Source organism: Akkermansia biwaensis, assembly GCF_026072915.1.
Lineage (GTDB): Bacteria > Verrucomicrobiota > Verrucomicrobiia > Verrucomicrobiales > Akkermansiaceae > Akkermansia > Akkermansia biwaensis.
This window is the reverse complement of sequence record NZ_AP025943.1, coordinates 1,044,132-1,062,797: the sequence shown is the minus strand read 5'-3', so window position 1 is coordinate 1,062,797 and position 18,666 is coordinate 1,044,132. Positions and strand designations below refer to the sequence as shown.

Here is an 18,666-nt window from a genome sequence, read left to right as displayed (position 1 = left end):
GAGGGTTGCAGGATTGAGTGAGGAGCTTGCCTTTCGTTGCCTCCGGAAGTTTTCCGGTCCAATATACGGGGGCTCCGGACGCCGGAACTGCAAATCTACGGTGAATCGGCATTTTTGCCGTTCCTTTTAGGGAACAGCATTCAGGATGCGGAGGGCTTGGGGTTTCCGGTCTATGCCTGTTTTTTAGAACCCCGGAAGAAGCGCTGTATTTTTCTCACAAGGCGCAGCAATTTCCTGGAGCGTTTCAAGGCACGGCTCCCACGGCCCCAGAAATACAGGACTTTCAGATCATCGGGTACGGGCTCGGGATACATGTACTTTGGCACAGCCCGGTCGAATCCGATACGGCGGTATTCCTCCAGGAAAGCCTGCCTTTCTTTCAGAGTAGCCAGTCTGGGGAAGAACCCTCCGTTCGTGAGGCTCATTTTCCGTGGACGCGTACACCAAATGAGAGAGGATTTGGCCGACTCGAAAGCATCCCTGCCTGATACCGTGTTGCACATGCACATGGAAATCCCCTTGTCGTCATTGGGAAAGCCTCCGTCGGAGGCGTCATAACCCCAAAAATCGCTCAAGGTAATGTCGGCGTAGCGTTCGTGCTTGCTGTATTTGCAGGTATAGCAGCTTTCCCTCAGGAAGTAGTCCCTCAGGAACCCGCGCATGAACGTGTCCTCCTCCCATGTACCCCGATAAACGGCCTTGCGGTTTTTAAATTCAGCTTTTGTATTGAAATGGTACCAGCTCCATTTCTTGTCACGGAAATTGTAATTTTTGACCGGGGATTTGTACTTGCGTTCAAGGTAGCTGATGTAGTCCGCAAAAATGACGGGAGATGGAACTCCGTGGCAGACGATGTCCACGGTCAGCAGTTTGTCATATTCTTTTCTGAGGAAGAGATGCAGCCCCGCCGTCTGGCACGGAGTTCCGGCAAACAGGACCTTTTCCCCCTGCTTCAGGAGCCGGAGGATGTCCCGGAAGCAGGTTCCGGTTCTGCTTTGCGTGTATTTGGATGTTCGCAGCCTGGGCAGCTCTTCCTCCGAGCGGATGATGACGTGGTGTACTCCCTTGAAATCGTCGTCATAGGATGCGGCGCAAACGTATCCTCCCTGTTTCAGCATCCATGAAGCCAGCGCGGAAAAGGCGCCTCCGGAGGAGGATGCCATGCGTATGTCTTCATCCCGGTGATAGGCCGCAAAAAACAGTTCTTCCGGGAGCCTGTCTTTACGGGACGGCGTTTGCCGGGCCGGGCAGGCCTTCCGGCACAGGTCGCGGTCAATGCAGAGGTCCTGGTCAATCTGAGGATGCAGAAATCCTTCCTGGTCCGGGATCAGGGTAACAGCATGCCTGGGACAGATGGAAAAGCATGCGGAGCATCCCGTACAGTCGGTTGTGGGGCAAATGTCGATCATGTATGGGGAAAATGAAGTTTCTCAAGGAGGTGGTCGTAATATTCCGTGGAAAAATAAGGCGGAAGAGGCTCCTTGGGCGGTTGGTCAACAATATGCTGCACATACCCGGGTACCTGGTCCAGCGTTTCGGCAAAATAGACGTGCCGGCTGAAAGATTCGGGGAACCATTGGACGCCGGAGGCGAGTTTATGGTCGCTGGAATTGAGGACAATGACGGGGGTGTTACCGATCAGGGAGAAGATGGTCCCGTGGTAGCGGTCCGTGACGACAGCCTGGAAGCGGGAGAAATAATCAAAGGTGGAATGGAGTATTTTCTTTCTGTCCGCAATGACTTCGCCGGGAGGAATATCGACGGTAGTGTCCGTTTGCTCCGTTGTGATAAACTCTTCCAGTTTCCGGCGGAGCTGTTCAATGGCTTCCGGCCGGTGGAAGGCTTCCTTGTCATTTCTCATGCAGAAGAGGACGCCCTTCCGAGAATATTCAGGCAGCTTGATGTTGCCGATGAGGGAGGTTACGATGTCCGGATAAAGAAAAAGGCGGCATTTATTGAATAATGCCCTGGCTGTTTCATAGGAATGCTCATCCCGGCAAAGGAGGGTGCAGTCGGGATGGGAGTTGAGAATGTCCGCCGTGGCTTGTGCATGGGAATCATCTTGATAATGAATAGTCTGGGGCAGAATGGTCAGAGGATGGTCGGGGAAGAGCTGGGCGATGCGGAGATAGTGGCTCTGTTCATTGTACAGGTCCGTCATATGGTAGCCGCTGTGGCACAGCAGGATGTCATTTTTCCGGATATGCCTGCGTATCATCTTCAGAAGCCTCGGGGAGGTATTCATGTAGGTGGCAATGAATATTTCGTGCCGGGGCAGATTTTTCCTGATCCAGGCAATAATGCATTCCGTCTGCGCCTGAGCCCCCAGATTAGAATGAAACGGGGAACCGAAAAGAAAGACGAACGGGCGTCTGAAAAAGCGGCGGAACCCCTTGGTCCATTCATGGAATGCCAGCCTGCGTTCCATGTTTTTCCGCTTTTTTTCAGAGAGTCCGGGAACATGGAAAGAGAGCTTTTGCAGGAGAGGGAGAATGGCCATGCTTGCTGAAGTGTCTGAGCCTGACAGTCTAACTTTTGCTTCTTCCGATGTGAAGAACAAAAGAGAAAACCCGGCCCCTTTCGGGAGGCCGGGTTTTGTACAAGCACCTTTCAGGTACTATTAGATCTTGCCGAAGAGGGTCTTGCCGGCGGACATGAGGTTGTCTGCGGCTTCCTGGAGACGGGCGGCAACGCCCTTTTCACCCTTGGCGAGATAGGAGCGTGGATCGTAGTCCTTCTTGTTGCCGACTTCACCGTCAATCTTGAGCACTCCGTTGATGTGCTCACAAATGTGGGTGACGATCGGGCGCGTGAAGGCATACTGTGTATCGGTGTCGATGTTCATCTTCACCACGCCGTAGGAGACGGCTTCACGGATGTCGGACAGTTCGGAACCGGAACCGCCGTGGAAGACGAGGGGCATGCGTGCCTCTTCGCCGTGCTTGGCGGCTACGGCGTCCTGACCGTCGCGCAGGATGCTGGGCTTCAGCTTGACGTGGCCGGGCTTGTAGACGCCGTGAACGTTGCCGAAGGTGGCCGCAAGCATGAATTTACCGATCGGAGCCAGGGCTTCGTAGGTCATCAGCATGTCTTCCGGGGACGTGTAAAGCTTGTCGGCCGGGTGGCCGGAATTGTCCACGCCGTCTTCTTCACCGCCCACGACGCCGATTTCAATTTCAAGGACGATGCCCAGTTCGGCGCATTCCTTCAGCAGTTCTTGGGAAAGCTTGAGGTTTTCGGCCATGGGCAGGGTGGAGGCATCCAGCATGTGGGAGTTGAAAAGGGGAGCTTCACCCCGTTCCACGCGGCGGCGGGATTCGGCCAGGAGGGGGCGCAGGAAGGTATCCACGTGTTCGGGCTGGCAGTGGTCCGTGTGCAAGCCTACGAGCACCTTGTGCTCTTCAGCCAGGCGGCGGGTGGCTTCCGCCAGAACAATGGCGCCGATGGCGGAGCTGCCGACGGAGGTGCCGGAGGCGAATTTGCCGCCGCCGATGGAAACCTGGATGATGCCGTCGCTCTTGGCTTCGGAGAAGGCGCGGAGGGCGCCGTTGATCACTTCAATCGTGGTTACGTTAACGGCAGGGTAGGCGTAGCCTTCCTTCTTGGCCGTTTCAAGCATGGTGATGTATTGTTCTGGTGTGGCTATTGGCATAACGGGGTTATGATAGGCGCTTTTTCAGGGAAGGGCAAGACTGAACTCCGGCGCTCGCGGTACGGCGCGGCGTCCGTGATTTTTCTGGGGTTCCGTTTACTCGCGGATCATTTTGGCATCCGGCTGCGCCGGTTCTCCGAAGTCCGTCCGGTAGTTGATCTTCAGGGCATCCAGGAAAGGCTTGTGTTTGTCCAGGCGTTCCTTGAAGTCCGTAAAGTCCCTGCGTTCCGCAGGCGTCCAGCCCAGTTCCGCCATGGCGAACATGCGGGAGAAAACCATATATTGCCACTTGGCCAGCGTGGTCATGTATTCACTCCAGCAGCTGGCTTGAACTCCCAGGACGTTTTTTCTTCCTCCCTGGTGAGGCCGGATGGAATGGGATTCATATTGTAACCCTTCTGGAGTGGAATAGTGGAGAAAGTAGCCATCTCGTATTGCGGACCTTCCGAATGGGGGCCTTCCTGCTGGATCACGGAAGCTTATTATTGATAATATATTTTTTCCAGTCACTGCAAGGCAACTCCATGAAACCTGATTTTCCGGATATATGAAAAGGCCGCCCCGGGAAAACGGAGCGGCCCTGGAAGCGGGACGGATTTCTGAAAGATATTACTTTTTCTGAACCAGTTTGGCGGTTCCCGTCAGGCCGGCTTTGGCTTCGCTGCTCTTCATCTGGACAGAAACGGTTACCTTGGACCCGGCAGGGGCTTTGACTGGGGCCTTGACCGTGCCGGAGGCGGGATTGTCCTTTTTGGCGACTTCCTGGCCGTTCACGAAGACTTGGGCGTTTCCTTTGACGCCTTCCAGCACCAGCTCCCAGTTGTTGCCGTTGGGCATGTCAAACAGGGCGCGGTAGGTAGCCCAGCCCTGCTTCTGGTCCCACTGGGGCTGGGGACCGCTGCCTACGGCAATGGGCTGCCAGGTGTTCATGTCGCCGTCCGCAATGGGGCGGTTGGGATTCTGCGGCTTGTCCGTGATTTCCGAGATGCGCCAGTCCGTCAGCACGATGCTGCCGTCAATTGTGGGATACTGGATGAAGCCGTTCCCCTTGCGGATGGAAAGCTTCAGGGAATAGGGCTTGAGGCCGGGAGAAGAGGCGGTTATTTCCAGCACGCCTTCTTCATCCCCGGGAGCCACGATGGCGGATGCCAGCCCATTGTACAGGGAACGTTCCGTAGCGATGTCCGGTTCATGGCAAAGTGGATCTCCATTGCCCACACCCAATACTTTTCCCCCCTTGACGGCGAAGGATACCTTGTTGGAGGCCGTAGGAACGCGTCGACCCTTGGAGTCCACGGCAAAGACGGTTACGGGCAGGGCGTCGCTAACGCCGGTCCGGGCGCTCTTGCGCTGCCAGTTGTCGAATTTCACTTCCAGGCCAAGGGCGACCGGTTCGCCCGTGGTCACTACTTTGGCTTCGGCATGCTTCCTTCCTTTTTTGTAGGCGACCATTTTCAGTTCTCCGGGCTGGTATTCCACATCATCCCAGTAGAGCTGCATGTACTTGTCCACAGGCTTTTTCCCCAGAGTCTTCCCGTTCAGGAAGAGTTCCGCTTCATCCCCGTTGGTGTAGGTGCCGACTTTCACTTTTTTGCCGATCATGTCCTTACCCAGATTCCAGTGGGGGAAGACGTGCGCCATGGGCTTGTCTGTCCAAAGGGCCTGCATCAAATAGAAGGAGTCCTTGGCAAAGCCGCAGGTGTCCACGATGCCGAAGTAGGAGGAGATGACCGGCCACGCGTTGACGGGGGTGGGTTCTCCGCGGTAATCGAATCCGGTCCAGACGAAGGTGCCTGCATCCCATTCCCGCGTATCCACGAATTTCCAGGTTTTGCGGAGGGAGTCCCCCCAGCCCACCCAATGGTTGTCGTAGTTGTTGTAAACGTGTTTTTTGTCCTGCCATTCCCCGCGGGAGGCGCTGTGGGATACGGATTCCGAGCTGTAGATGAGCTTGTTCGGGTACAGGTTTTTATGCACATGGTCGTGCACGCCCAGGGAGTAGTTGATTCCCAGCACGTCCAAGGGGGCGAACGCTCCGTCCTTGCTGAATCCGGCGCTCATGGCGCCCGTCACCGGACGCCTAGCGAAGTGGTCTCCGGCGTCGATGATGCGTTTCATGCGCTTCACCAGCTTGACGCCGCGCTCGTCGCCCTGCCAGTCTTCTTCATTGAAGGTGGACCACATCATAACGGAGGGGTGGTTGCGGTCGCGGCGCACTTGTTCATCCAGTTGGCGCAGGTAGTCCTCTCCGCTGTTGAAGAAGCGGTTTTCATTCAGAACCAGCATGCCCTGGCGGTCGCAGGCGTCCAGAATTTCCGGTGCGGGTGGGTTGTGAGAGCAGCGGTAGGCATTGACGCCGAACTGTTTGAGGCGGGTAATGCGGAAGCTGTGGATGGCGTCCGGCAGCGCCACTCCTACGCCAGCATGGTCCTGGTGCATGCACACGCCCTTGAATTTGACCGGTTTTCCGTTCAGGAAGAATCCCTTTTGCGGGTTGAATTCCAGGGTGCGGAAGCCGAAGTGGTCGCCGTGGGAGTCCACCTTTTTTCCATCCACGAACAGTTCCGTGCGGATTCCGTACAGATTGGGGCTGTTCAGGTCCCAGGGCTCCACCCTGTTTTCCGGGATGGCGAGGAATTGCTGGATTTTCGTGGTCTCTCCGCTTTTGGCGTCCACATCCCTGGTGGTCACGGCTACGGGCTTGCCCTTTTTATCCAGAATTGTGTTGACGACTTTCACACGGGCATCGCTCTCGCTTTCATTTTCAATGGCGGTTTCAATGGAGGCCTGCCATTTGCCGCCCTTCTTTTTGTCCGCACTAATGTAAACGCCGTAGGGCGCCACATGGACAGGATCAGCGATGGTCAGCCAGACATGGCGGTAAATGCCGCCGCCTTCGTACCACCAGCCTTGGGCTTCTCCAGGATCGCATTTGACGGAGATGACATTGGGGCGGTCGCCATAGTGGGCCACGTCGGAGATATCCACGCGGAAGCCGATGTAGCCGTTGTCGCTTTTACGGAGTTCCTGGCCATTGACCCATACCTGGGATTGTCCGAAGACGCCGTCAAAATACAGCCAGATCGTTTTGCCCCTGGCTTCCGCAGGAAGGCGGAATTTGCGGCGGTACCAGCCTTCTGGCCTGTCCAGGAAGCCGTGGGAGACCAGTTCCGGGTTCTGGGTGAACGTTCCTTCCACCACGTAGTCATGAGGAAGGTCCACGGTGCGCCAGCCTCCGTCGTCATACTGGAAGGCTGCCGGGCCGCGCCCTGCGCCGGCCTTGACGCTTTTATAAACCCAGTGGTGGCCTTTGGGCTTGGGTTGGTCTAGATGGCCGCGGTAGAATTTCCATCCCTTGTCTATCTGGTAGACTTCACGAGGGGATTCTCCCATGACCTGCTGGTCCACCCGCTGCGCGGAAGAGGAACCCGCAAAGGCCAGACAGAGGAACAGGAAGAAGGTTTTTTTCATGTGTATTGGCTTGTGATATGGTGTTGGATGATATGGTGACGTGTGTGAAGAAAGGGAATTGCCTACTCCCGGTTCCGCAAACGGAATTATTCCGGAATGGTTTCCCCGGCAATGAGGTCTTCCCAGGTCTGGCGGCGGCGGATGACGCTCCATTGGCCCCCGTCCACCAGCACTTCTTCCGCCATCGGACGGGAGTTGTAGTTGGAAGACATGGAAAAGCCATAGGCTCCGGCGGAAAGAACGGCCAGCAATTCTCCCTGCCGTACGTCCGTCATTTTCCTGTCCTGGGCCAGGAAGTCCCCGGATTCGCAGATGGGCCCCACGACATCCGCGGTGATGCAGGATTCCGAGAGATGTTCCCTGACCGGAATGATTTCATGGTATCCCTGATAGAGGGCCGGGCGGATGAGGTCGTTCATTCCCGCGTCCACTATCTTGAAAGTCTTTGCCTTGCCTGATTTTTCATACAGGCAGCGCGTGATGAGGGCTCCGGCGTTGCCGACGATCAGACGTCCCGGCTCCACAATGATATGCAGTCCCAGAGGCTGAAGGACGGGAACGACGGCCTGGGCGTATGTGCTCAGCGTAAGCTGGGCGCAATCCTCGTTCCACCATTCCTGAACGCCTGATTCCAGGGAGTTCTGGTAAACAATGCCTATACCGCCGCCGATGGAGAAGAATTCAATGCCGTGCTTTTCCTTCAGCCGTGCGGCCAGGGGCGCCACTTTCCTGACGGCCTCCATGAAGGGCTTTGCCTGGGTGAGCTGGGAGCCGATGTGCATTTGCAGCCCCTTCAGATGGACGTGCGGCAATGCGCGGGCGGCCATTTCATACAGGGATTCGATCTGTTCGAAATCCACCCCGAATTTGTTCTCCGACTTGCCGGTGGTGATATACTTGTGCGTGCCCGCCTCCACGTTGGGGTTGACGCGGACGGCTACCGGGGCCGTGAGGTTCATGGAGGCGGCAATATCGTTGATCGCTCGCATTTCCGCCTCGGATTCCACGTTGAAGCAGTAAATGCCCTGCTCCAGGGCATAGCGGATTTCCTTTTCCGTCTTTCCTACGCCGGCGTACGTGCATTTGGCCGGGTCTCCTCCGGCCTTGATAACGCGGAAGAGTTCCCCTCCGGACACGATGTCAAATCCCGCTCCATTGCGGGCCATGAGGTTCAGGATGGCAATGTTGGAGCACGCCTTCACCGCGTACGCTACTTCCGCATTCAGCGGTTCCAGGGATTCCCTCAGGCGGTGGAAGTGGCTCAGAATGGTATGTTTGCTGTAAACGTACAGGGGAGTCCCCTCCTTGTCCGCCAGTTCTTGGAGGTTGACGTTTTCACAGTACAGCAAGCCGTTTTTGTAAGCGAATGAGTGCATGGGTTTATTCCTTGTTGATGTTTTCGTTTGTTTTCCCGGAATGACGAGGAGGGAGCGGGAATCTGGATACGGGAGGATTGTCAACGAGCTGGGCGATCCACGCCAGATCCTTGGAGCTTTCCAGGCCCAGCTTCACCAGCATGGTGATGGGGACGGCCAGAAGCATGCCGATAGGCCCCCATACCCAGCCCCAGAAGATGACGGAGAGAAGGACCATGCTGGTGACGATCCCGAACTGGCGTCCCAGCAGCATGGGCTCCAGGCAGTTGCCCAGGGCCGTATTGATGAGCAGGTATCCTCCCGCCACGATGATGCCCGCCGTGGGGCTGATGAGCAGCAGGGCCAGCAGCGTGGGGGGAATGGCGGCGATGATGGAGCCGAACGTGGGAATGAAGTTGAGCGCGAAAGCCACGATGCCCCAGAGCAGGGGGAAGTCCACCCCCATGTAATAGCAGAGCAGGAAAGCCAGCAGACCGGTGAGGGCGCTGATGAATGTCTTGATGACCAGGTATTTCTGGACACCTTCAAGCGCTTTGGAGAATTTGCGGATACCCGTGTCGCTGTTGCTTCCCAGCTTGTTGATGTTTGCCCGGAATCTGGGGGCTTCCCCCAGGAAAAAGGTCATCAGAATCAGGATTAAGGTGGTGAAGGTGAGCATGGAGGCCAGTTGCCCCATGACCCCGGTGGAAAGAGCCACAATGCGCTGGCTGTTGAGGAGGTCGGGAATTTCCTGTAGCATCTGGTCTGCCAGATTGTTCCAGTCCCTTTCAATCAGGAACGCGCGGAATTCGTGGACTTTTTCAAACAGCAGGGGATAATATTTGGCATTGATGGTCTTGGCCAGGTCCTGTCCCAGATACTGGGCCAGATAACCGAGGCCGACCAGGACGCCGAAGTCCATGATGACCGTAAACAGGACTGCCAGCCAGTGCGGAAAACGGAGCTTGTTTTTGAAAAATGTGGTGATCGGGTAACTGACGATCGCCAGAAACCCGGACAGGACGATGGGGAGCAGCACCTGCTTGCCTGCCTGAAGGCCGGCCGTGATAATGATGGCGCTTGCCAGCATAAGCAGGATTTTCAAGCCTTCTTTTCCGGGTTCTTTCTGAGGAGTCATCAATGGATTGGGGTGAAATGAGCCGGATAATGTTGGTCGAATTTGCCGGGGATTGCAATATCAAAGGGCTGCATTTTGATGATTTGCATCCGCGGCGTGCTTTCGGAAAAAGGGTTCCAGGTCTTCAAACCGCGTCAGCAGCCAGTCGGGGCGGCGTTCTTCCAGTCCCTTGACGTCGGCTCCGGGAGCCCATCCCGCGGCAATGATGCGGACGGGTACGGCACGGCATGCGTCCACGTCCGACGGGGAGTCTCCAATGTAAACCGCTTCCCGTGCGGAAGCTCCCAGGCGTTTCAGAGCCCGGTTGATGCGGTCCGTTTTTACGCCGCCTTCCGGAGAACCCGTTTCCAGCACGGGGAAAAAACCGTCCAGATGAAAAAACTTGAGGGAAATATCCGCACTTTCCCTGCGTTTGCCCGTAACCATCGCCAGACGAATGCCGCTGTTGCGGAGACTGTGGAGCAATTCGACCGTGCCGGGAAACGGAGCGGGAGCCATTTCCGCATGCAATTCCTGATAATAATGGATAAACAATTCGCGCCCGTGTTCGTGCCATTCCGGTTTGCCGGGAAACAGCTTCCGGATGACGCCTAAATCGTCCGGACCGAAATTCCGTTCTATTTCCCTATCTGTCAGGACTCTTCCGTCCAGATCATTTACCGCCCGGCGGAAAGCTTCCAGGCACAAGGGGATCGTGTCTGCAAGGGTGCCGTCAAAATCGAAAATGGCAGTCTTGATCATATGGCCGTACCCTACATGCCGCATCCCGCAGGTTCAAGGGGAAAGCCGTGCCGGAATAGTCATGATGACAGAGGCCCTCGGATGGGCGGGAGACGTGTCATGCCGCGTGCAAAGATCAACGTTCCGGCGGCTGGCAGCCTCTAATTCCTTTATGCAAGGAGCGGCTCCCAAAGTTTATTTGTCCCTGTGGAACGTCATTGCATTGGGGATAGGCTCCATGGTGGGAGCGGGCATATTCGCCCTGATGGGTCAGGCGACCCTCATGGCGGGCAAAAACGTGTACTGGTCCTTCCTGATTGGCGGAGTGGCCGCCCTGCTTTCCGGATATACCTATGCACGCCTCGGGTCCCGTTATCCCGGTTCCGGCGGCATCATGGATTATTTCAACAAGGGATTCTCCCACAAAACGCTGGCTGGGGCCCTCACACTGATTTATCTAGGCACGCTGGTCATCACGGTGGCCCTAGTGGCCAAATCCTTCGGGGCGTACGCTTCCCGCCTGTTCCTGCCGGATGAATCCGTCACGGTGTTTACTACGGGTCTTTTTTCCAGTATTGCCATTCTGCTGCTTGGGGCGCTGAACATGGGAGGCGTCAAGGCCGTCGGCAAATCGGAAGTGGTGCTGGTAGCCTTCAAACTGCTGATTCTGACCATCCTGATGCTCGCCAGCTTCGGTTCTTCCGTGCCCGTTGGGGCGGACGTTATTCCCGTCAAGGGCCTGGACGGACTGCTGGGAAGCGTGGGCCTCACCTTCTTTGCTTTTGCCGGATACGGCATGATGGCCAACACGGCCGGCAATCTTCAAAATCCCGCCAGGACGCTTCCCCGCGCCATCTTTCTGGCGATCGGCGTTGTGATGGTTTTGTATCTGGTGCTGTCATACGTGGTGCTGACCAATGTCTCCGCGTCCTCCCTGGACAAGCATGCGGAAACCGCCGTGGCGCAGGCGGCCTTTCCTGTTTTGGGCGTGTGGGGATTCGTGGCCGTATCCGTGGCGGCCCTGATTGCGACGGCATCCGCAATCAACGCCACAATGTTCAGCATGCTAGACATTTCCCGGGGACTGGCCCGCAACGGGCAGTTGAACGCCATGTTCAAACAGCCTTTCTGGGGGAGGGGAACGCAGGGCTTCTTCTATCTGCTGCTGGGTATTCTGGTGCTGACCAACGCGTTTAATCTTGTCGCCATCGCCAACCTTGCGGGGGCCTGTTTCCTGATCAGTTATCTGGCCGTATTCGTAGCCCACTGGCGGCTACGGAAAGAGACGCACGGAAACGCCCTGCTGATCATTGCCGGATTTGTCCTGATGTTGAGCATTCTGGCGGCATTCTTCTACCAGATGTTTTTCAGCCAGCCTTACCTCATTCCGCTGATCGTGCTGTTTGTGGCCGGCTGCTTTATACTGGAAATCGTAATCCGGAAAAAGATTGGGCCCAAGGGCGCCTGAGAGTAGAATCTGATCTGAAAAGGATTTGGTTTGAGGAATTCTTTTTAAAATGCTCCCTGCGGGAAAACTTTCCTTTTGCTCTGGAAAAAATCTGACTATTAAGCTGAGGGATCATTGATTAATGATAGCTTAAATGGTCGTGAAAAGATGTGGGACATTCATGTAGCGCATGGCAGTACTAAGGCCATATCTTTTTTATTTTAATATATTTTCTGATTTGAAGCGGTGCTTGTAAAGAGCCTTATCATAAGAACAGATGAATTGCGGCATTTCATGGATGGGATACAGGGAGTGATTTCTTGGGGAAGTGGATTTTCCTGAATCAGACGGATCATATTTCCAGTCAGCTAGAAGAACCGTGGTTCTGGGAAGGTGATTAATCAATGCGACTGTTCTTTTGCGATCTTAATTAATGAGTTCTTCACTTGGGCACATTGCTCAAAAACTGCCCTGACTGCTGGCCAAAAAGCCCGCTCCCTCTATATCCTTTCTTCTCTTAAAAACGGGGGTGTTCACACGTAAACGTATAAGGCGTGGAAACCCTTGTGGCACAAATTATTGCCACAATCGTTCAAGGTAAGTTGCCTGTAACATTTTCTCCCTTTTCTCTCTTGTACCGTTGAATAAAACAACTAACTCTGATCCTGATTTTTACATTTTACAAATCATTCAAAAACCTAAGTTACAAGACAATGAACAATACCGACAACACCCTGGAACCCCGCTATCCCTTTGTTCCCATGTTCGCCAATGGCCTCCCGCAGGCCGACTTCTACGTCAACGGCATCACCGCTCCCGTTCTCATCTCCCCTCGCTCCGCTTCCGATGACACTCGCCATGAATGGACCGGGTACCTCAAGATCATGAAACGCGGTACCTATTTCCTCTCCCTGGACGCCGATTCCTCCATCTCCCTGTCCATTCCCTTCAAGAATGTGGAACTGACCAGCGAAGCAAAGGACCTTTCCGTGAAGCCGGAGAGCGTCGTGCTCGAACAGGGGTATTACTGGTGCCAAATCGTCCATGAATACCACCCCGCCCTGGGCTCCGGACAGGAGTTCTGCATTGCCGTTCTTTCCGACAAGGCGGAGGCGCCCGACATCAATTCCTACCTCGACCCCAATGCAACTCCTCCGGACAAGGAAGGGGAGGAAGTTATCACCCTGGTCAATCTTTATCGGGATGAAGAGGATGAGGGTACTTCAAGCAGTTCTTCGGAAGGAGGAGGGTTTGATTTTGAGTTTGATCCCAAGTCAAGCAGCTCCAGCTCCAGTTCCAGCTCCAGTTCCAGCTCCAGTTCCAGCTCCAGTTCCAGCTCCAGCTCCAGCTCCAGCTCCAGCTCCAGTTCCAGCTCCAGTTCCAGCTCCAGTTCCAGTTCCAGTTCCAGTTCCAGCTCCAGCTCCAGCTCCAGCTCCAGTTCCAGTTCCAGTTCCAGCTCCAGCTCCAGCTCCAGCTCCAGCTCCAGCTCCAGCTCCAGTTCCAGCTCTAGCTCCAGTTCCAGTTCCAGTTCCAGTTCCAGTTCCCTGTCTTCTTCCTCCAGCGAACCGCCCACCGAAGAGGAACCATGCCCGTGTCCCTGTGATAAGTGCGATGAAGAGGGCGACGAAAACTGTGTCCAACAATTACCTACTCCGGGCGATCCCGACAATGAACAGGATTGTCAAGGCGATGCATGTATCAATCCCCCTTTTGCAGGAACTCCTCCGCCTCCCTCTCCGACCAGGTTCGTGCGCATGGCACACTCTTCCACTCCCCTTACCCTCAATTCCAGCAGCGGCCCCTCCATGCGCTACAACCACCCCATGGCATGGAGCGCTTCCTTCTCTGAAGATGAACGGTGCGTCACCGTCAAGCGTCCCTCCGGAAGCCATATCTATTTCAAGGCAGAAATGGGAAGTTCCGAGGCTTCTCCCGTCGGCAGCTCCAGGAAACTGGACTATCGTGTACGTCTGCTCAATGAAAACCTCACTCCCAATATCCAGGACACTCCCGCCTACATGGACATGGTGCTTCCTTCCGGCATGAGCCTGCGCTTCTCAGCAGCCACCGGAGAGGTTGTCTCCGTCACCAGCTCCTCGGGCCACGTTATGACCGCCGAGGAGTATGCCCGCAAGGTTCAAGTGGCCTACAACCCGGACGGCTCTCTCAGCAGCGTCTATTCCCGGGCCCAGGGGCTGATGCGAAGCATTCCCGGAAACAACAGCCTTGCCCTGGAGTGGTACGCTCCCGGGAATGTTTCTGCCTCCCATGATGGGGAATTTGTGGTTACCGGAGAGCCCTACAAGACGGCCGTTTATAGAACTTCCATGGAGGATGGCGTAAAAGTGACTTACATCACCAATCAACGGGTCGGGCAGGAACCGCACTTCATCGAACGGCGGGAAGAAGGCAACAAGGTGAGCATCATCAAGGGAGAGGGGGATGAGCGTATCGTGCGCACGATTGAACGCAACGCCCTGCCCGGCTCCAAGTGGGAGCGGATTGAAACTATCAGGGGCATCAATGATTCCCAGCCTTCCCGCAGTACGCGCACGGTGAAGAAGTATACCGACGGCGGCTGGCTGACCATCAGCAGCACGGAAGGATACAATACTTCCAGTGAACAGACCACCCTCTACACGTACAACGACCAGTTCCGCGTGTCTTTGGAAATCCAGCCCAACGGAGGCTACACGCGCTACGAGTACGACGGCCAGGGCCGGGTAGTTTTGCAAGCTACGCCGTGGGCTGGAGGAGGAGAGAAAGGGATGCGTACCACGTACGCCGATCTACGCTTCAATGATTTCAGGCCAGCAACGGAAAAGGAAATTATCATTGCCCAGGACGGAACGGAAACCGTCCTGAAGACAAAGACCTACACCTATGAAGACACTTCTCAGGTGAACCGAACGACGATAACAGAAACGGCCTTGGGTTCGGACCAGGTTCACACAAGCGTCTCTGAAACCTATGGAGACGCAGCACAGTATCCCTATGCCAGGGGCAGACAGAAGATGAGCCAAGACATTGAAGGCATACAGACGCTCTACACTTATGAAACAACCGCGGAATATAGAGCCATCCACAAGGTGACGGAAACTGTTCAAGCCAATGGAAGCATTGTTCCCGGTCAAAGCACCAAAACCGTACAATACATCGCTGAAAACGGCACGATTTCCAGAAGTGAACAGTATGTTCACACCGGGGAAGGCTGGTCGCTGATTACCTCGGAGGATTATGAATATGACGACGAGCAGAGACGTGTCAAGACGACGAAGGGCAACGGCCGCTTCAGCACGACGGAATGGATGTGCTGCGGTCCCTTGAAGGAGATCGACGAGGATGGAGTAGTGACCACCTATGGCTACAACACGGCCAAGCAACTCGTGGAAACCATCCGCTCGGCAACGGAAACCACACCCGAAATAATCATTTCCTATATAAGGGATGCAGATGGACGCATTCTTTCCATACGGCGTGACATCGGTGCTCTGACAACAACTGAAAGCACAGAGTACGACGATTTAGGAAGAATTGTCTCTTCAACAGATACACTTGGCCGAGTAACCAAGACCGCATATAGTGACAATCATCTCACTAAAACCGTCATCACCCCTTCAGGGTCCACCTTGATTACCCAGACTTATTATGATGGCACCACTATTTTACAGGGCGGAACCGGTCAGCGGGAAATCGAAACTCAACTTGAGTTGAAAGAAGAAGGCATACTCACCACCACTCTTTCCAAGGGAATCATCCTCTCACGTTCTCTTTCCAACGGTTTTGGAGAAACCGTGTGGCAGGAACACCCCAATACTCTGGGAGGATTTATTGTCACCAAAAACACTTATAATAACAAGGGACAGCTTGTGCGTACCCAAATTGAAAACATGGCTCCCACCTTAACGAAGTATAATGAATTGGGCCAAACTGTAAAACAGATCATTCTTCTAGATGAACTTCAACCGGATAATCCTGCTAAAAACAGGATATCGGAAAGCTCCTCGTACTATCAGGCCCGGGAAGACGGCATTTATCAGGTTCAGACGTCTACTATATATAATTCCCAAGGACTGCCCTTGACACAAACTACCGAAACCATGGTTTCGCAGTTAAACTCCATATTAGAAAATAAAATTCTTTTTATTAATGCCTATGGACAACAAAGCACGCGATGGACAGAACACACTGCTCCCGCTAAACGCACCCAGTTCAGCAGTATTCCTACTTCCGATATCATAGCCGAAGCCATCATCATCGACGGGTTTACCATAAGTCAGGTCAACTATGCAGGCATCCATTCTTCGCAACAACGTTCTTTCACTTCCTCTGGAATAGTTCTGAAGCAAACCGATGCTCGCGGCAATATCACTACCATCGAAACCGACCTGGTCGGCCGCACCATCAGAACAACAGACGCACAGGGCAATATCACTACCACCACCTATCCTTCCTCTTGCGACACCCCTGCTTGCATTACCAACGCTTTGGGAGATACCACCTGTTATTCCTACGATATCCGGGGCAGAAAGACGGCCGAATACGGTACCGCCATTCAGCCGGCTTGCTTTGTCTATGACGACAATGACCATATGATTGCCCTGACCACTTTTAGGGTGGATGAAGGAGACATCATTACCGATCCTTCCAACCGTACCGATGGAGATACCACTACCTGGCTCTACGACACGGCTACGGGACTGGAACTCAAGAAAACCTATGCCGACGGCTCCTGTATTTCCAAAACCTACGACAGACTCAACCGCCTGGAAACACTCACCAAGGCCAGGGGCATTGTAACAACTTATCAGTACGCTCCGGCCACCGGGGAGCTTGTCTCTGTCTCCCACAGTGATGATACCCAGCCTTGGATCTATTCCTACAATCACCTTGGTCAGGCAATATCTGTTTCTGATGCTTCGGGCACCAGAGAATTCTCTTACGATGCCTATGGCAGGATGATCCAGGATACTACCTTTGGAACCATAGAAAACTGTCTCCAGGAAGAATACGATGCATTTGGTCGTTCTTGCGGATACCGCCTGATGCTGGGGACCCGCGCCGTGCAGCACTCCCATCTTGACTATGACCACAAAGGTGCCATTATTGGGATGAATCTGGAAGGTCTAGATACTCCTTTTATGTGGCAGTATGACGAAACCAGTGGTTTCCTCAACCAATTATCCTATCCCAACGGCATGGTTCGCAAGAATACCTACGATCCTACACTCAACCTCATCACCTCCATTGATTATGAAAATTCCGAGGATGGCAGTGCATCTATCGGATACGCTTACCAATACGACGAATTGATGCGCCCCATCCAGCGTCGAGATTCTAGAGAAGCGATCACATCCACCGCAACGAGAAACTTCACTTACAATAACCGTAGCGAATTGGTCAAGGATCAGTTCCAAGCTGGAGGAAGTTTCTCCTATCAGTATGATAATATCGGCAACCGTAAAACTGCCTATGAGTTAGAAAAAGAACTTTCTTACGAAGCTAATGATCTCAACCAATACACTAATATATCTACGGAAAAGACACTCTTCATTCCTGATTATGACACGGATGGCAACCAGACTAGGATTAAAACCTCCACAGGAATCTGGAATATTTGCTACGATGCCAATGATCGGCCTGTCACCTTCATAAGTGAAGATGAACGGATTGTCGTCACCTGTAATTATGACTGCCAAGGTCGTCGCTTTGAGAAAAAAATAGTCATTAATGGAACCACATCCGGCCACATCTACTATTTATACCATGGCTATCTGCAGATAGCGGAACTGGATCTAATGTATCCAATCCCAGCGTTGTTAAAAAGCTATTTGTGGGATCCAACAGAGCCGACAGCCACACGTATCCTGATGATGACCTACTGGAAGACGAACACCATGGAGATAGAAGAGCATCTTTATTACATGCACGATGTGCTGAAAAATGTCGCTTTTGTCTTTGATAGGGAGCAAAAACAAAGAGCCTATTACGAATATGCTCCTTTTGGAGGTCTTTTCACGGCATTGGGAGATATGGCTCAAGCCAACAAGTTCCGCTTTTCCTGTGAGCATATGGACGACGAGTTAGGGCTTATTTACTACAATTACCGCCATCTCAATCCCCAAGACGGCAGATGGATTAACCGTGATCCTCTTCAGGAGTCGGCAGGATGGAATTTATACAGGACTGTAAAAAATCTACCTACTAAATCTTATGATCGATTAGGATGTATTGGAATATTCGGAGCCTTAGGAGGAGCGTTAATTGATTACGGATTCCAAGTAGCTACTAACTATATAAAAGGTAAAGAAGAACCGTGGACAGATATTGATTGGGGTTCTGTTACTACATCAGCAGCTTTAGGGGCAGTAGGAGTGCCAGGAGCTCTCAAAACAGGAACCAAAATATATAAAAATATTCAAGGTGGATTGAAAATGCGTAAACGCATTAAAGCCGGTCAAAAGATTCGGATGTGTGATGGAAAGCCAAAAACGCCGCATGGTAGAAAACTTCACAAGAGACAACAAAATAAAAATGAGGTATACCAAATGTATAAAAACGGTGCTCAAGACAATGCATTGTTACTTGTTTCTATAATATTATTAAAACGTATTGGAAGTGAAATATATGAAGAGACGAAAAAAGAAATAGAACAACAAAACAAGGGGTGTTGTCAGGATATCATTGTTATAATAACAATAATATCAGTTCTTAGAATAGAAGATTTTGAAGAACATAATCCTTACGATCCTTACGATCCTTACGATCCTTACAACCCAATACAACCAATTGGACCATCCACTCCAGGACCAGATATCCTTGAGACAAATCCAAACTATATACCGCCTATACGTCCTTTTTATCCCTTAAGATAAATCCACAT

Annotated in this window: 12 protein-coding genes; 2 read left to right on the top strand and 10 right to left on the bottom strand. The window is 53.3% G+C overall.

Annotation, left to right across the window (positions count from 1 at the left end):
* Nucleotides 1–170: 170 nt before the first annotated feature.
* The 8 genes from OQH67_RS04335 to OQH67_RS04300 form a co-directional block, all read right to left on the bottom strand.
* A complete protein-coding gene (locus OQH67_RS04335) occupies nt 171–1,409 on the bottom strand; it encodes a Coenzyme F420 hydrogenase/dehydrogenase, beta subunit C-terminal domain (protein WP_265145659.1) in 1,239 nt (412 codons plus the stop codon).
* Nucleotides 1,406–2,428 carry a polysaccharide pyruvyl transferase family protein gene (locus OQH67_RS04330; RefSeq protein WP_265145703.1) on the bottom strand — a complete coding sequence of 341 codons (1,023 nt, stop codon included), beginning with the start codon at nt 2,426–2,428 and terminating at the stop codon, nt 1,406–1,408. Before OQH67_RS04330 ends, OQH67_RS04335 begins: the two co-directional genes overlap by 4 nt.
* Before the next feature lie 192 nt (nt 2,429–2,620).
* Entirely contained in the window at nt 2,621–3,652 is a 1,032-nt protein-coding gene (gene fbaA / locus OQH67_RS04325) for a class II fructose-bisphosphate aldolase (RefSeq protein ID WP_215437677.1), read from the bottom strand.
* Between the two features lie 96 nt (nt 3,653–3,748).
* Nucleotides 3,749–4,162 carry a family 20 glycosylhydrolase gene (locus OQH67_RS04320; protein WP_215437674.1) on the bottom strand — a complete coding sequence of 138 codons (414 nt, stop codon included), beginning with the start codon at nt 4,160–4,162 and terminating at the stop codon, nt 3,749–3,751.
* Between the two features lie 99 nt (nt 4,163–4,261).
* On the bottom strand, nt 4,262–7,123 hold the full coding sequence (gene galA, locus OQH67_RS04315; RefSeq protein ID WP_215437671.1) for a beta-galactosidase GalA: 2,862 nt from the start codon (nt 7,121–7,123) through the stop codon (nt 4,262–4,264).
* An 86-nt stretch (nt 7,124–7,209) separates the two neighbouring features.
* Complete coding sequence (gene lysA, locus OQH67_RS04310; RefSeq protein ID WP_215437667.1) at nt 7,210–8,499, bottom strand: diaminopimelate decarboxylase; 1,290 nt, start codon at nt 8,497–8,499, stop codon at nt 7,210–7,212.
* A 4-nt stretch (nt 8,500–8,503) separates the two neighbouring features.
* Nucleotides 8,504–9,583, bottom strand: coding sequence for an AI-2E family transporter (locus OQH67_RS04305; protein ID WP_161981378.1), 1,080 nt, complete (start codon nt 9,581–9,583; stop codon nt 8,504–8,506).
* Between the two features lie 93 nt (nt 9,584–9,676).
* Nucleotides 9,677–10,357, bottom strand: a complete 681-nt coding sequence (locus tag OQH67_RS04300; RefSeq protein ID WP_215437664.1) for an HAD family hydrolase — start codon at nt 10,355–10,357, stop codon at nt 9,677–9,679.
* Between the two features lie 151 nt (nt 10,358–10,508).
* Here OQH67_RS04300 and OQH67_RS04295 point away from each other — a divergent pair, with 151 nt between their 5' ends.
* On the top strand, nt 10,509–11,804 hold the full coding sequence (locus tag OQH67_RS04295; protein WP_215437652.1) for an APC family permease: 1,296 nt from the start codon (nt 10,509–10,511) through the stop codon (nt 11,802–11,804).
* A gap of 677 nt (nt 11,805–12,481) precedes the next feature.
* Here OQH67_RS04295 and OQH67_RS04290 read toward each other — a convergent pair.
* Both OQH67_RS04290 and OQH67_RS04285 read right to left on the bottom strand, forming a co-directional pair.
* Nucleotides 12,482–12,829, bottom strand: coding sequence for a hypothetical protein (locus tag OQH67_RS04290; RefSeq protein WP_215711640.1), 348 nt, complete (start codon nt 12,827–12,829; stop codon nt 12,482–12,484).
* A gap of 149 nt (nt 12,830–12,978) precedes the next feature.
* The gene (locus OQH67_RS04285; RefSeq protein ID WP_215719991.1) at nt 12,979–13,356 is read right to left on the bottom strand and encodes a hypothetical protein; all 378 of its coding nucleotides are present in this window, start codon (nt 13,354–13,356) and stop codon (nt 12,979–12,981) included.
* A gap of 232 nt (nt 13,357–13,588) precedes the next feature.
* On the opposite strand from OQH67_RS04285, the gene OQH67_RS04280 reads away from it, so the two are divergent.
* Entirely contained in the window at nt 13,589–18,658 is a 5,070-nt protein-coding gene (locus OQH67_RS04280; protein WP_215458997.1) for an RHS repeat-associated core domain-containing protein, read from the top strand.
* Nucleotides 18,659–18,666 lie beyond the last annotated feature (8 nt).